This is a genomic window from Pseudomonas sp. GW456-L13, assembly GCF_017350115.1.
Lineage (GTDB): Bacteria > Pseudomonadota > Gammaproteobacteria > Pseudomonadales > Pseudomonadaceae > Aquipseudomonas > Aquipseudomonas jessenii.
Window position 1 is genome coordinate 388,759 of record NZ_JACNAS010000001.1, and the last position, 15,156, is coordinate 403,914.

The 15,156-nt window shown below is 60.4% G+C and carries 13 protein-coding genes; 10 read left to right on the forward strand and 3 right to left on the reverse strand.

Annotation, left to right across the window (positions count from 1 at the left end):
• The first annotated feature begins 9 nt into the window (after positions 1-9).
• The 4 genes from J4D25_RS01725 to J4D25_RS01740 all read left to right on the forward strand — a co-directional run bounded on the left by J4D25_RS01725 (position 10) and on the right by J4D25_RS01740 (position 4,626).
• Positions 10-567 (forward strand): membrane integrity-associated transporter subunit PqiC, encoded by a 558-nt coding sequence (locus tag J4D25_RS01725; protein WP_057714938.1) that lies wholly within the window; start codon positions 10-12, stop codon positions 565-567.
• 376 nt (positions 568-943) lie between these two features.
• A complete protein-coding gene (locus tag J4D25_RS01730; protein ID WP_057714939.1) occupies positions 944-1,957 on the forward strand; it encodes an iron ABC transporter substrate-binding protein in 1,014 nt (337 codons plus the stop codon).
• A gap of 3 nt (positions 1,958-1,960) precedes the next feature.
• Positions 1,961-3,559: an iron ABC transporter permease gene (locus tag J4D25_RS01735; RefSeq protein WP_057714940.1), complete on the forward strand. Its 1,599-nt coding sequence runs from the start codon at positions 1,961-1,963 to the stop codon at positions 3,557-3,559.
• Complete coding sequence (locus J4D25_RS01740) at positions 3,556-4,626, forward strand: ABC transporter ATP-binding protein (protein WP_057714941.1); 1,071 nt, start codon at positions 3,556-3,558, stop codon at positions 4,624-4,626. Before J4D25_RS01735 ends, J4D25_RS01740 begins: the two co-directional genes overlap by 4 nt.
• A gap of 4 nt (positions 4,627-4,630) precedes the next feature.
• On the opposite strand, the gene xerC is transcribed toward J4D25_RS01740, so the two are convergent.
• A complete protein-coding gene (xerC, locus tag J4D25_RS01745) occupies positions 4,631-5,569 on the reverse strand; it encodes a tyrosine recombinase XerC (RefSeq protein WP_057714942.1) in 939 nt (312 codons plus the stop codon).
• Between the two features lie 461 nt (positions 5,570-6,030).
• Here xerC and J4D25_RS01750 point away from each other — a divergent pair, with 461 nt between their 5' ends.
• From J4D25_RS01750 to J4D25_RS01770, 5 genes are all read left to right on the forward strand, one after another.
• Positions 6,031-7,410: a UDP-glucose/GDP-mannose dehydrogenase family protein gene (locus J4D25_RS01750; RefSeq protein ID WP_057714943.1), complete on the forward strand. Its 1,380-nt coding sequence runs from the start codon at positions 6,031-6,033 to the stop codon at positions 7,408-7,410.
• 182 nt (positions 7,411-7,592) lie between these two features.
• On the forward strand, positions 7,593-8,804 hold the full coding sequence (locus tag J4D25_RS01755; protein ID WP_219733037.1) for an MFS transporter: 1,212 nt from the start codon (positions 7,593-7,595) through the stop codon (positions 8,802-8,804).
• 158 nt (positions 8,805-8,962) lie between these two features.
• Positions 8,963-9,670, forward strand: a complete 708-nt coding sequence (locus tag J4D25_RS01760; RefSeq protein ID WP_057714944.1) for an HPP family protein — start codon at positions 8,963-8,965, stop codon at positions 9,668-9,670.
• Positions 9,671-9,767: 97 nt separating this feature from the next.
• Positions 9,768-11,240 carry a nucleobase:cation symporter-2 family protein gene (locus J4D25_RS01765; protein WP_057714945.1) on the forward strand — a complete coding sequence of 491 codons (1,473 nt, stop codon included), beginning with the start codon at positions 9,768-9,770 and terminating at the stop codon, positions 11,238-11,240.
• 57 nt (positions 11,241-11,297) lie between these two features.
• Complete coding sequence (locus J4D25_RS01770; RefSeq protein WP_057714946.1) at positions 11,298-11,768, forward strand: LEA type 2 family protein; 471 nt, start codon at positions 11,298-11,300, stop codon at positions 11,766-11,768.
• A gap of 35 nt (positions 11,769-11,803) precedes the next feature.
• Here the strand turns inward: J4D25_RS01770 and J4D25_RS01775 are convergent, their stop codons facing one another.
• Complete coding sequence (locus J4D25_RS01775) at positions 11,804-12,820, reverse strand: AraC family transcriptional regulator (protein ID WP_057714947.1); 1,017 nt, start codon at positions 12,818-12,820, stop codon at positions 11,804-11,806.
• Between the two features lie 183 nt (positions 12,821-13,003).
• Positions 13,004-14,347 (reverse strand): CDP-diacylglycerol--serine O-phosphatidyltransferase, encoded by a 1,344-nt coding sequence (gene pssA, locus J4D25_RS01780; protein ID WP_057714948.1) that lies wholly within the window; start codon positions 14,345-14,347, stop codon positions 13,004-13,006.
• A gap of 217 nt (positions 14,348-14,564) precedes the next feature.
• Between pssA and J4D25_RS01785 the strand changes: the two genes are divergently transcribed.
• A complete protein-coding gene (locus J4D25_RS01785) occupies positions 14,565-15,128 on the forward strand; it encodes a TetR/AcrR family transcriptional regulator (protein ID WP_057714949.1) in 564 nt (187 codons plus the stop codon).
• Positions 15,129-15,156 lie beyond the last annotated feature (28 nt).

A 15,156-nucleotide genomic window follows, 5' to 3' on the forward strand; every position in this document is an offset into this window, starting at 1 on the left:
GCAACACCCATGGCTTTACCGCTGAAGTTCACCCTGGTCACCGCGATGTTGCTGCTCGCCGCCTGCCGCAGCGACCCGATTCAATTCCATACCCTGACCCCGGCCCAGGAGGGCAATCACTCAAGGACCACCGTCGGCGTGATCCAGATCGAGTCGATCAGCGTGCCGCCCCAGGTCGATCGTGCGCAGATCGTCATTCGCGAGGGCAACAGTGGCCTGGCGATCCTGGAAACCCAATGGTGGGGAGCAACCCTGGTGGACGAACTGCGCAGTGCGTTGGTCGATCAACTGAGCAACAGTTCTGTACAAGGCCGACACTCGGTGCGGGTCGATGTGCAGCGTTTCGACTCGGTGCCCGGCCAGTACGCCTTGATGGACGTGGAATGGCGCCTGCGCAGCGCCAGCACCGGCGACACGGCACGGTTGATTTGCCGCAGCACCTTGCAAACGCCCTCGGGTGCGAGCATCGATGACCTGGTGCTTGCCCAGCAAAACAACGTCAAACGCCTGGCCGCGCTGATCAGCCAGGCTGCCGTCAGACCACAGGCAACCTGCCCTGCGCCCTGAATGTATTCCTCCCCAGGATCAACGGCGACAAGTTCGCCGTTAATCCGTCCTTCCTGTTTCCTGTTGTCATTCCCCGCGACAGGCGGCCCGCAGCAACTGGCAACGTCAAATACGCCGAGGCACACGACAAAAAGGCAGCCGGGGCAGCGTCATATTCTGATCGGCGGCATCGTTTGATCGACGAGTCGAAACACAGCGGGCACAGTGCTGCTAATCTGAATGAAAATTACATGTATTAACGGTTTTTTTGACGTTATTTTCTCATTTGGATCTCTACATTTCCCGCACTTCAAAAACATGCAAATGATTCGCATTGGTTAACTGGCGTTTCAATGCCCATGACTTTCAAAAAAATGTACCAGGAGCAGCCCGCAGAATGATTCCAAAAATCCCTTCGTTCTTGAAAAAGGCCCTGCTGGCCACCGCTTTGCTGAGCGCTGGCCAGGCCTATGCAGCCGACTCCGTCGGCATCGTGGTGTACAACGCGCAACACGCAGGCCTGACCAAGGCCTGGGTCGAGGGTTTTACCCAGGAGACAGGTATTCCCGTCACCTTGCGCAACGGCGATGACACCGAAATGGGCAACCAGATCGTGCAGGAAGGTGCGGCTTCGCCGGCGGACGTATTCCTGACCGAGAACTCCCCGGCCATGGTCCTGGTCGACAACGCCGGGCTGTTTGCGCCTGTCGATAAGGCCACGCTGGAGCAGATTGACTCCGCCTACCGTCCGGCCCACGGCAAATGGGTAGGCATCGCCGCGCGCTCCACGGTGTTCGTCTACAACCCGAGCAAACTGCCAGAAGCCGACCTGCCGAAATCGATCATGGACCTGGCTTCACCGAGCTGGAAGGGTCGCTGGGGTGCATCGCCCGGTGGTGCTGACTTCCAGGCCATCGTCGCTGCCATCCTCCAACAAAAGGGTGAAGCCGCCACGCTGGATTGGCTCAAGGCGATGAAAACCAACTATGCCAACTACCGTGGCAACAGCTCGGTACTCAAGGCCGTGAATGCCGGGCAGATCGACAGCGGCGTGATTTACCACTATTACAGCCTGGTGGATCAGTCCAAGACCGGCGAAAACAGCAAGAACACCGCCCTGCACTATTTCAGGCACAAAGACCCGGGCGCTTTTGTTAGCATCTCCGGCGGCGGCGTCCTCGCTTCCAGTAAGCACCAGGACCAAGCCCAGGCGTTCCTCAAGTACATTACCGGCAAGGATGGCCAGGCTGTCCTGAAGAACGGCAAGTCGTTTGAATACGCCGTGGGTAAAGGCGCTGAATCCAACCCTAAACTGGTGCCTCTGAATCAACTCGATGCGCCGACTGTCGATGCGTCAAAACTCGACAGTAAAAAAGCCGTGGAGCTGATGACACAGGCCGGACTGCTCTAATTGATGCCAGAAACCCTGCCTGCGGAGGTCGCTGAGGCGACACCCGCACATTTGCGTCGACGCTCCCGCGGAGTCTTTGCGGGGCGTGGCGGTGTATGGGTGATCGGTTTGTCGGTGCTGGTTTCATTACTGGCACTGCTACCGATCGCCTACGTTATTGGTGTGTCCCTGCAAACCGGCTGGTCAACCGTTGTGACCCTGGTGTTCCGCCCTCGGGTCGGTGAACTGCTGGTCAACACCGTGCTGCTGGTGCTGCTGACGATTCCCTTGTGCGTCGCGCTGGGGGTGACGCTGGCGTGGCTCACGGAACGCACGAATCTGCCGGGGCGGCGCTGGTGGTCGTTGCTGGCCACCGCGCCGCTGGCAGTGCCTGCGTTCGTTCACAGCTACGCCTGGGTCAGCCTGGTGCCTCCGATTCACGGCTTGTTTGCCGGTGTCCTGGTCTCGGTCATCGCCTACTTCCCGTTCCTGTATTTGCCGGTAGCGGCCACTTTGCGCCGGCTCGATCCGGCCATCGAAGACGTCGCCGAGTCCATGGGGCTCAAACCCTGGAAAGTGTTTTTCCGCGTTGTGTTGCCGCAATTGCGCCTGGCGATCTGCGGCGGCGCCTTGCTGGTCGGCCTGCACCTGCTGGCCGAATATGGCCTGTACGCCATGATCCGCTTCGACACCTTTACCACCGCGATCTTCGATCAGTTCAAATCGACCTTCAACGGCGCAGCGGCGCACATGCTGGCCAGTGTGCTGGCGCTGTGTTGCCTGGCGATGTTGACGGCCGAATCCGCCGCCCGGGGTTCGGCGCGTTACGCCCGCGTCGGTTCGGGAAGCGCCCGGGAGCAACGGGTCGTACGCCTGAAACCGGTATCCACCCTGCTCTCGCTGACGCTGCAGATCGCGACCTGCGCCCTGGCCCTTGGCGTGCCCTTGATCACCCTGGGCAAGTGGCTCATCGCCGGAGGCGTGGAAGTCTGGGACATGGCCGAATTGTTGCCTGCACTGGAGCAAACCCTGTTGCTGGGCATCGGGGGGGCGGCGCTGACCACCTGCGCGGCGATCCCGATTGCCTGGCTGTCGATCCGCTACCCCGGTCGATTGCAACGGGTGCTGGAAAGCTGCAACTACATCACCAGTTCCTTGCCCGGCATTATCGTGGCGCTGGCACTGGTGACCGTCACGATCCACTTTGCCCGGCCGATATACCAGACCACCTTCACCGTGCTGCTGGCGTACCTGTTGATGTTCTTGCCCCGTGCCCTGGTGAGCCTGCGCGCGGGCATTGCCCAGGCCCCGGTGGAACTGGAAAACATCGCTCGCAGCCTTGGCCGCTCGCCAGCCCGGGCACTGTGGCTGATCACCTTGCGCCTTGCTGCCCCGGGGGCGGCCGCCGGCGCGGCGCTGGTGTTCCTGGCGATCACCAACGAATTGACCGCCACCCTGCTGCTGGCCCCGAACGGCACGCGCACCCTGGCGACCGGGTTCTGGGCCTTGACCAGCGAAATCGATTACGCAGCCGCCGCACCCTACGCCTTATTGATGGTTGTGCTGTCGCTTCCGTTGACCGGACTTCTTTATCACCAATCGAAAAAAACGGCTGGCCGATGAACACTCTTGAATTGAATGCCCTCTACAAGTCCTATGGCGCCCATTGCGCCCTGGACAACGTCAGCCTCTCGGTGCCCAGCGGCAGTCGCACGGTCATCGTAGGTCCCTCCGGCTCGGGCAAGACCACGTTGCTGCGGATGATTGCCGGTTTCGAGTTCCCCGATTCCGGACGCCTGTCGCTCAATGGCCAGACCCTGGTCGACGGCACCCACGAAGTGCCGGCCCATCAACGCCTGATCGGCTACGTGCCACAGGACGGCGCACTGTTCCCGCACATGACCGTGGCAGCGAACATCGGCTTCGGCCTGGCGACCAAGGGCACTGAAAAACAGCAGCGCGTTGCCGAACTGATGGACAGCGTGGCGCTGGACGCGAAGATGGCCGAACGCTGGCCTCACGAATTGTCCGGCGGCCAGCAACAACGAGTGGCCCTGGCCCGAGCCTTGGCGCAACAGCCACGACTGATGCTGCTGGACGAGCCGTTCTCGGCGCTCGACACCGGATTGCGCGCCGCCATGCGCAAGATGGTTGCACGGCTGCTGGAGGACGCGGGCGTCACCACCATTCTGGTCACCCATGACCAGAGTGAAGCCCTGTCGTTCGCCGACCAGTTGGCGGTGATGCGTCATGGCCGACTGGTCCAGTCAGGGCATCCGCTGGACCTTTACCGCTATCCCGAAGACGAGCAAACCGCGCTGTTCCTGGGGGATGCCGTGGTGATGCCCGCACGCATCGAGGCCGGTTGGGCCCATTGCGACTTGGGCCGGATCCCCGTCAACAACCACCGCAACAACAGTTCGGCGCAGATCATGCTGCGCCCCGAACAACTGCAACTGGCCAGCATCCTCCCCAGCGACCCGGAAGCCAGCGGTTGCCGGGCCGTGGTCACCGATCGGGATTTCAGCGGCAACACCTGCACGCTGACGGTGGAACTGCAGCCATTGACCCGCAACGCGCAGTCGGGCCGATCACTGCTGGTGCGCAGTTCAGGCATGTATGCACCACCCGCCGGCAGCTCGGTTCAAGTCTCGACCATCGGCCATGCCCATGTACTGAGCGAGGTGTGATCGTTCACAGATCGAATCGATCCACCGCCCGACGCCGCTCGTTGTCATCGCGCACATCGTAGTTGGCCGTGGTCTGGATATTGCTGTGGTGCGCCAGCTTTTGCGCAATCGACAAGTCATGCTCTTCAATCACCCGGGTGATGAATGAACGCCGGAAGTCGTGGGGCATGATTTTCACCCCGACCTGCGCGCCCCGTTGCCGGGCGATGTAGTAAATCGCGTGTTTGGTGATGCGCTCCCGGGTGATGTGGCTGCCACGGCGGATGCGGTTGAACAGGAACGGGTCGTCCGACTCGCCGTCCTTGAGCATCGAACGGCGCAGCTCGAGCCAGGCTTCAAGCTTGGCGAAGGCCCAGGCCGGTGCGTACTTGATCAACTGCTTGTTGCCCTTGGCCGTCACCCGCAGGCTGCGCTCGGTGAAATCGACCTGGTTCAGCTCCAGGTTCACCGATTCGGATTTGCGCATCCCGGAACCGTACAAAATCCCGATGATCGCGGCATCCCGCAGGCCTTGCGGCCGCGGATCGGCAGCGCAGACCGCCATCAATTCCTGGATCAGCGTACGCCTGAGATTGCGCCCCTGGGACAGCCGTGTACCGGCCATGCCCTTCACCGTACGCATCTTCAACAGATGCTCCTGAGAGATCAGGCTCATGCGCCACGCTTCGTTCATCACCCCGCGCACCGCGTTGACATAGAGCGAAGACGTGTTCGGCGCATAGCCGTCCGAACGCAAGGTGGCCACCAACGCAATGACGTCCTCTGGCTGCAGATTGTGCCAGGGAATTTCCTCGATATCGTGGTCTTCGAAGCCCAAGCGGTCGGCGGCATCCTGCAGCACATAACGCATGGTCAGTTGGCTGGACGGCGCCAGTCGCGCCAGATACAGGGTCAGTGGATTGGTGAGGGGTGTGCGTGAATCAGATACAGGTAAGTCAATCAAACGAAACGGCCTTGAATTAAAACAGTTAAGTGAAACAACTAATAAGTAAAAAAACAATGATGTAAAGGCTATTTACGTTTACAGCCCCAGGGCTGCCCAAGAGTCAGGCATTTCTCCCTTTTTCCCGGCACGGTATCGGCGACGAGGAAATCGCTGCCGTAGAGCATGCCGCTGTTCTTCAGGCCTTGCGCCCGTTGCAGTACTGGGCAGCGTCGGCATTGTCCTGGCGGTTGCAACAGCCGGATGTGGCTTTTTTCAACACGATAGACAAATTGAAATATGACCTTGCCTATCCTGACTCGGTTTTGATTATTCCTCAGGCGGCACCATGAGCCTGGTATTGCTACTGGTCGCCTGTCTGCTGACCTGTCTGGAAAAGCCTTGGCGTGGCATTGCTCTTCCTCGGCGTCATAACCATCAATATCCCGACCTGCTCGTGCGCCTGAATCAAGGAGTGACCCATGAAAATCAGTGTATTCGGTAGCGGATATGTCGGCCTGGTGCAGGCAGCGGTATTGGCGGAAGTCGGCCACGACGTGGTCTGCATGGACGTTGACGAGAATAAAGTCGAACTGCTCCAACAGGGCCACGTGAGCATATTCGAACCCGGGCTGGCCAGCCTGGTACGCGAAGGCCTTGACGCCAGGCGGTTGCAGTTCACCAGTGACGAAAAATTCGCCGTCCAGCACGGGCAGGTACTGTTCATCGCGGTTGGCACCCCGTCCCGGGACGACGGCTCGGCGGACTTGCGCTACGTGATGTCGGTGGGCGACGCCGTGGCCCGTCATCGCGAGCAACCGGCGATCCTGGTGGAGAAATCCACCGTCCCGGTCGGCACCGGCGATGCCTTGCGTGCACACATCGACAAATGCCTGATCAGCGTCGGGCGCGTATTGCAGTTCGATATCGTCTCCAATCCGGAGTTCTTGAAAGAAGGTTCGGCCGTGGCCGACTGCCGACGCCCGGACCGTATCGTCATCGGCTGTGAACGCGAAGAAGTGCGTGAGGTGATGCGTGATCTGTACTCGCCCTTCAACCGCAACCATGAGCGCATCATGTTCATGGACCTGCGCAGCGCCGAGCTGACCAAGTACGCCGCCAACTGCATGCTGGCGACCAAGATCAGCTTCATCAACCAGATCGCAGAACTGGCCGAACACCTGGGTGCCGACATCGAATCGATACGCCTGGGCATCGGCGCCGACTCCCGCATCGGCTACCACTTCATCTACCCCGGTTGCGGCTACGGTGGCTCATGTTTCCCCAAGGACATGCGCGCCCTGATCCACAGCGCTGAACAGGCCCATTGCTCCAGTGACCTGCTGCAAGCGGTGGAAGCCATCAACGAGCGGCAGAAATACAAGCTGTTCGAGCGCATCAACGCGTTCTACAAGGGCGACTTGCGTGGCAGGACCTTTGCTCTGTGGGGCCTGGCATTCAAGCCAAACACCGACGACATGCGCGATGCGCCGAGCCGGGTGTTGCTCGAATCCTTGTGGGCCGCCGGAGCGAATGTCCGTGCGTTCGATCCGGAAGCCATGCAGGAAACCCAGAAGCTGTATCCCGATGAATCGAAGCTGATGCTCATGGGTACACCCGAGTCGGTCTTGTCCGGTGCCGATGCACTGATCATCTGCACCGAATGGCAACAGTTCAAGGCGCCGGACTTTCAGCTGATCCGGCAGCGGCTCAACGCACCGCTGATCTTCGACGGCCGCAACCTTTACGACACAGACCGTCTGGCACGCATCGGTTTCACCTACTTCCCGATCGGACGGGGCGAGTCGAGCAAATTGCCGATTCCGTACCAGCAATGGTTTGCCGAGTCAGTGGTCGCCTGAACAGCCTGTTCCCTCACATCCGCCAACAGTCTCCCGCGCTGGGTCTGCACGGCCGTCGGGGCATTGCCGCCAGTGCTGGGCGGGCGGTTCGACAAGAATGATTTTGTGCTGCGGCACCTCAAGCAAATCCCGTAGCAACGACCGCGTATCTGACTGCTAGAGTAGCGCTCACGATCGGGCTGATGCCGGCCCGATCGAATAAGGATATTCGCGCCGTGACCAGCTACTCCCCCCTCATCCGCCGCCTGTTGATCTGTTCGCTGACCATCGTCGTCAGTCGCGCCATCACCAGCCCTTTGCTCACGCTGTTCGTCAGCGACAAGCTGGGGCTCAACCAGCAGGACGTTGGCTTGCTGCTCGGCATTGCGGTGTTCGTCGCCACCCTGCTCTCCCTGTATGGCGGCTACATCATCGACCGCTTCGAAAAGCGCCGGTTGCTGATTCTCTCGATGGCGTCCAGCGCTGTCGGCCTGGTGTTGCTGACCTTTGCTGAAAACCTCTACCTGACGACCATCACCCTGATCGTCACCGAAACCGCTTCATCGCTGTTCCTCATCGGTTCGAAAGCGATCCTCAGCGACAACCTCCCGGTGGGTCAACGCGCCAAGGCGTTTTCCCTGAGCTATACGCTGACCAACATTGGCTACGCTGTCGGGCCGATGCTCGGCGTGCTGATTGCCGGGGCCTTTGCCAGTGCCCCCTTCCTGATCGCTGCGGCCATCGCTTTTTTCAGTATTTTCCTGATGACCGGGATCGCGAAGGACCCGGCGCGCTCAACTGTCGGCGGCCAAGGGCAGAGTTTCCTCAAAACCCTGATCACCCTGAAAAACGACCGCACCCTGATCCTGTTCACCGCCGGTTGCCTGCTCAGCACCGTGGTGCACGGGCGATTTACCTTTTACCTGTCGCAGTACCTGCTGGTGACCAGCAATCCCCAACACACCATGGAAATCATGGCCGCCCTGCTCGCCTGCAACGCCATCAGTGTGATCTTGCTGCAATACCAGATCGGGCGTTTTCTCAAGCGCGAGCAACTGCGCCAATGGATCGTGGCCGGCACCGGCCTGTTCATCCTCGGGCTGATCGGTTTCAGCCTGGCGGACAGCCTGGTGAGCTGGTGCGTGGCGATGTTCATCTTCACCCTCGGTGAAATCATCATTTACCCGGCCGAGTTTCTCTTCGTCGACACCCTGGCGCCGGAAGAACTGCGGGGCAGCTACTACGGCGCGCAAAACCTTGCTGCCCTTGGCGGTGCGTTGAGCCCGGTGATTTGCGGTTTCATGCTGATGCACACCCCGGCGCCGACGATGTTTTATGCCTTGAGTGCACTCGCGGCCCTGGGCGGCTTGCTGTGCTACACAAGCGGTCGACGGAGCAAATTACAGCAAAATTAATGCACTGAAAGCTCATTAATATGAATTTGTCAGTAGCAGGATAGGACGGCACACTGTGCGCGTTCCTCCCCCAACCGTTGGAACAACTTCAAGGGCTTTCTGGGTTCCCCAGCCAAGCCCTTTTTTTTGCCTGGATTTTCTGCCGGAGTCTTCTCGAAATGCTAGCTCGCTGGTTGCCCGCTGCCATCAACACCCGCCCCACCGAATGGAGCCGCGCCGCCATCGGCATGGCCCTGGGGACACTGATGAGCGTATGGCTCTGTAGCCAGGTGTTCGGCATTGAGGTGGCCCAGCACCTGATCGGCCCGCTGGGGGCGTCGGCGGTGCTGTTGTTTGCCGTGTCTTCGGGCGCGCTCGCCCAGCCCTGGTCGATTCTCGGTGGTTACTTGAGCGCCGGTGTGATTGCCCTGCTGGTGGCCCATGTGTTGGGCCGAACCCTGGGTAGCGCTTGCCTGGCGGCGGGCATGGCGTTGATCCTGATGTGCTGGCTGCGGTGCCTGCATCCACCGGCCGGTGCGTTGGCCCTGACCCTGGTGCTGGCCGATCCGGCAACCATTGCCATGGACTGGAAAGCCATTGGACCGGTGATGCTCAGCGCGGCGACGATGCTGCTGTGCGCCCTGGCCTACAACAACCTGACCCGCGTTCGTTACCCCAAGAGCGCCAGCGAGCCCGCGGCCAGGATTCCTGCCGATCACCCGCCGGTCGACCGTCAGGCCATCACCGCCGAAGACCTGAAACTGGCGTTGGCCGACATGGAAGCGTTCTATGACGTGACCCCCGAAGACCTCGAACAGTTGATCCAGGCCAGCGAACTGCACGCCAAACGCCGCAGCGTTGGCGAAGTGCTCGCCCCACGACTGTAAGTCGCTGTTCTGGAGGTTCTTTTGCCGTGGCCGGGCGGTTCTGGCATCCTGCGCCTCCATTTTCTGACCCGGCCCGCCTTCTGGCACGCAAACCACCATGACCGCCTCCGAAAAAGCCCCCGCTCCACGCCACAGCGACCTGATCTACGGCCTCGATGACCGCCCGCATCTGACCGCCACCGTCTTCGCCGCCCTGCAACACGTGCTGGCAAGTTTCGTCGGCATCATCACCCCGACGCTGATCATGGGCAGCGCCCTGGGCCTGCAAAGTGAAATTCCTTACTTGATCAGCATGGCGCTGTTCGTCTCCGGCCTGGGCACCTTCGTGCAGGCGCGGCGCTTCGGCCCGGTGGGCTCTGGCCTGTTGTGCCTGCAAGGCACCAGTTTCTCGTTCATCAGTGTGATTCTCAGTGCCGGCTTCATGGTCAAGGCTCGTGGTGGCGGTACCGATGAGATTCTCTCGACCATTTTCGGCGTGTGCTTTTTTGCCGCGTTCATCGAGGTGGTGTTGAGCCAGTTCATCGGCAAATTGCGCATGCTGATCACCCCGGTGGTGACCGGCACGATCATCACGCTGATGGGCTTGTCGCTGATCAAGGTGGCGATGACCGACATCGCCGGCGGCTTCGGCGCCCCTGACCTGGGAGCGGCCAGTCACCTGGCCCTGGCGGCGCTGGTGCTGGGAACCATCGTAGTGTTGAACCGGGTGGATGTGCCGTTTCTGCGCCTGGGGGCGATTGTCATCGGCCTGACCCTGGGCTACGGGGTGGCATGGCTCATGGGCCAGGTGGATTTCAACAGCCTGCCCGAAGTGCCGCTGATGAGCGTACCGGTGCCGTTCAAGTACGGGTTCTCCTTCGATTGGGTGGCGTTCATTCCGGTGGCGGTGATTTTCCTCGTCTCGCCGCTGGAGGCCGCCGGTGACCTCACGGCCAACTCGATGATCTCCCGGCAACCGGTCAAAGGCCCGGTGTACATTCGCCGGATCAAGTCCGGCCTGCTCGCCGATGGCCTCAACTCGGCCATGGCCGCGGTGTTCAACAGCATGCCGATGGTGACCTTCGCCCAGAACAACGGAGTGATCCAGCTCACCGGCGTGGCCAGCCGCTACGTGGCGTTTTTCATTGCCGGATTGCTGGTGGTGCTTGGCCTGTTCCCGATGATCGGCGCGGTACTGCAACTGATGCCGAAACCGGTGCTCGGTGGCGCGGAACTAGTGATGTTCGGCACCGTCGCCGTGGCCGGGATCAAGATTCTCGCCGAGGCGGGCCTGCATCGTCGCAACATGCTGATCGTGGCGATTTCCATCGGCATGGGCCTGGGCGTGGCCGCCGTGCCGGAAGTCTTGCGTGAACTGCCCAAGGCCCTGCACAACATTTTCGAATCGCCCATCACCGTCGGCGCGCTGTGCGCTATCGTTCTTAATATCTTCCTGCCCGAGGAGTTCATCGAGCTGGAGGAAGACGAATTCGATCCGGAAGCCTCCGTGCTTCAGGTGATGCAGAACCCCGATGTGACCGTCAGGGATGAACCCGCAAAGGCTGCGGTGGTTGCACAGTCGAACCACTAGGCGGGCTCAAGGGCTGAGCCGCTGGCGGTTCAGCCTTTTTCAGATGAGAACACGTCCATGCGCAGCCTCCACGCGGTCCTGATTTCCCTCCTGCTTTGTCTGAGCGCCTGTTCCTCGCTGCCCAATCGAGACCCGTTGAAAATCAACGTCGTGGATGTCGAACCCCTGCAAGGCGAAGGCATGGAAGTGCGCTTTGCCGTGAGAATCCGCGTGCAGAACCCCAATGACTACACCCTCACCTACAGCGGCGTTGCCTTGGACCTGGACATCAACGGCCAGCCCTTCGCCTCTGGCGTCACCGATGAGAGGGGTACGATCGGGCGCTTTTCCGACACCATCGTCAGCGTACCGGTCAGCGTTTCGGCGTTTTCGATGATCCGCCAGACCTATGGCATCAGCCAGATGGAAACCCTCAACAACATGCCTTATGTCCTGCGCGGCAAGCTCTCGGGTGGGGTGTTCAACACGAAGCGTTTCGTGGACAGTGGCACGCTTAATCTGCCTGGACCGACCACTGGCAGCCGTTAAGCGCCTTGGATGAAATGGCTGTTGAGCCGCGGAATTCACTCGGTGTCATTGAGAATCAGGCTGCGGTAATGCCCCGGATTTGACCCCGACCATTTGCGAAACGCCTTGTAGAACGAACTGACGTCAGCGAACCCGAGCCGCGTGGCGATTTCGCTGAAGCTGATCGTAGGTTCCGCCAGCCAGACAATCGCCAACTCCTTGCGTACGCCGTCCTTGAGGCCTTGGTAGGTTTGCCCTTCTTCGGCCAGTCGGCGGCGCAAGGTTGAAGCCGACATGCACAGGCGTTGCGCCAGGGCTTCGGTTTCCGGCCAGTGTTCGGCCGGCAGGTGGCGCAGGTCGTGTTTGATGCGGCTGGCCAGGCTCTGCGGATCGCGGTACTTCACCAGAATGTTCGCCGGCGCACGGGCCAGGAATCGCTCGAGTTCTTCAGGGCTGCGCTTGATGGGCAGGTCCAGGCAATCGGCGGAGAAAATCATCCGGGTGCGTGGGCGGTCGAAGCGCAGGTTCTCGGAAAACATCACCTGATAGTCATCGCAGAAATCCGGTTTGGAACAGCGCAGCTCGATGGCAAGGATCGGAATCCGCCGTCCTGCCAGCCAGCAGGCAACGCCGTGCACGATCATCCAGTAAGTGAAATAAGTGAAGGCCCGGCGCGGGTCCTTGTCGTCCTCCAGCAGGACGATTTCCGCCAGGCTTTGCTGACGTACCAACTGCGCCGGCAAGTATTCGAGGATCAACGACAGAAACGCCAGGCCGCTGGCCACTCCCGCCGCCACGTTGGGCTGGAGCATGGCGCTGCGGCACAGGAACGCAAAGCTGCCGGACTTGAGTTTGCGTGGGTCCATGCCAAAGAACTCATCATCCCCGCGCCGTGCCAGCAACCGCCACAGGCGCGCATAAGCCGTGGCCGGAACACGGGCGTCGGTGCTGCCCAACAATTGCGGGTCGATGCCGACCTTGATCAACACCTCATCCGTGGCGATTCCTGGCGCGCAGCTTTGCAACAGTGCTTCACGCACCAGTTGAATGGAGATGGTGTCTTTTTCCGACATGGATCGCGGCAAGCCCTGTTCTTGTTCGAGTGGGGGGCATCTTAGCTGAAACAGTATCCCTGTTGATTGATCCACCGCTATCGCGAGCAAGCTCGCTCCCACACTGGATCTGCGTTGTTCACAAATGCTGTGAACACCCGGATTCCTGTGGGAGCGAGCTTGCTCGCGATGGCTTTTCTGAATTCACAGAATGCGGTAGAGCAACCGTTCGATCCGCACACGACTCACGCGCTTGAGGAACTTGGCCACGCCCGCCGGGTATTCGGCCAGGGTTTCCAGGTTCTGGAAGTGCTCGATTCGCCGGGTGTGCTGGAAGATCTCCGCCAGCTCTTTGCCACGCGATTCCAGCAGTTCGCCATGGGGATCATCGAGCAACAAGGCGTTTTCCAGATCGAGTCGAAACGCTCGCGGGTTGAGGTTGTTACCGGTCAGCAAGGTATAGCGCCGGTCGATCCACATGCCCTTGAGGTGGTAGGTGTTGTCACCGTCACGCCACAGATGCAGGTTCAACTGCCCGCTGTCGATGTTGCGCTGATGACGCTTGGCAAACCGGCGCAAGCTGATTTCGTACAGGTACGGCAGCGCCGAAATGACCCGGAACGGTTCGCTCGGCGGAATGTAGAAGTCGTTGGCCGTCTTGTCGCCGACCACAATGTCGATCTTCACCCCGCGGGCCAGCGCGCGGTTGATCTCGCGGATGATCGCCAGCGGCAGGTTGAAGTACGGTGTGCAAATGGTCAGTTGCTGCTGGGCGCTGGCGATCAGTTCGCAGATCACCCGGTTCAGCGGATTGTTCTTGCCGACGCCAAGCAGCGGGCTGACGGACAAACCGGTCCTGTCGGTGGTGCCCTGCGTGGTGTCGTACGCCGCGTGCTTGAGGCGGCTGCGCAGGTCACCGATGTCATTGCGCAGGCTGCGGGTGGTCGGCAGGTTTGGCAGGTCGAGGCGGTGCACCGCTTTGGAAGCCACCAGGCCGTGCTGCACCAGGTGCTGCATCGAATCGGCCAGCTCACGATTGTGCAGCAGGTGATAGCGGTCGTAGCGGTACTTGTCGAACTTGTGCAGATACACGTTGTTCAGGCTCGCACCGCTGTAGATCACGCAGTCATCGATCACGAAGCCTTTAAGGTGCAACACACCGAACAGTTCGCGGGTTTGTACCGGGACGCCGTAGATCGGCACTTCGCTGGCATGGATGCGGGTCATTTCCTGATACCAGGCGGAGTTGCCCGGTTGCTTGCCGGCACCGATCAGGCCGCGCTGGGCGCGCAGCCAGTCAACGACCACCACCACGTCCAGTTCCGGACGCGCCAGTTTGGCGGCGTGCAAGGCATCGAGAATTTCCTGGCCGGCTTCATCCTGTTGCAGGTACAGGGCAACGATGTAGATGCGCCGGGTCGCGCTGGCGATTTTCTCCAGCAGGCAACGACGGAATTCGGCAGCGCCGCAAAGGACGCCAACGGCATCGGCCGTCAGCGGAAAACTGCGCAACTTGGGCAGCAGGGAGCGTTTGAAAAGCGACGGCATAGGGCTCGCAATGGGTCGAATCCGAAGAACCAGAGAGCTTACACCATCGATGGGTTCGGGTCTTGTTACTGTCTGTAATGACGCCATCGCGAGCAAGCTCGCTCCCACGGAAAAGCGCGCGTCAAAGTGTGGGAGCGGGCTTGCTCGCGAAGACCATTTGTCAAACGCCACAAAAAACCGATTGACCAAGGAGAACGATCGTTCTACTGTTTGCAGCATGAACGAAATCACTAGCAACGACACACGCGACATCATTCTGGATGTCACCGAAAAGTTGATCTACAAAAGTGGCATAGCCGCCACTGGCATGGATCTTCTGGTGAAAACCGCCGGCGTCTCCAGAAAAAGTATCTACCGCTACTTCGCCAACAAGGACGAACTGGTGGTGGCCGCCCTGCAACGCCGGGACCAGCGCTGGATGCACTGGTACAGAGGCGCAGTCGGCCAGGCACAAACCCCGGCCGAGCGACTGCTCAACCTGTTTACCGTACTCAAATCGTGGTTCGCCTCCGACGGTTTCCGCGGCTGCGCGTTCATCAACACCAGTGGCGAAACCGGCGACCCGCAAGACCCGGTGCGCCTAGTCGCCAAAGAACATAAACAGAAGCTGCTCGACTACGTGTGCGAGCTGTGTACCGAACATGGCGCCGAGGATCCGCAACTGCTGGCCAAACAGCTGCTGATCCTGATCGACGGTGCCATTACCGTGGCGCTTGTCATGGGTGATCACAGTGCCGCCGATAATGCGCAATGCATGGCGCGAAAGTTATTGGACCTGTAGCAACCTGATCAAGCTCGACTGTTGTTTT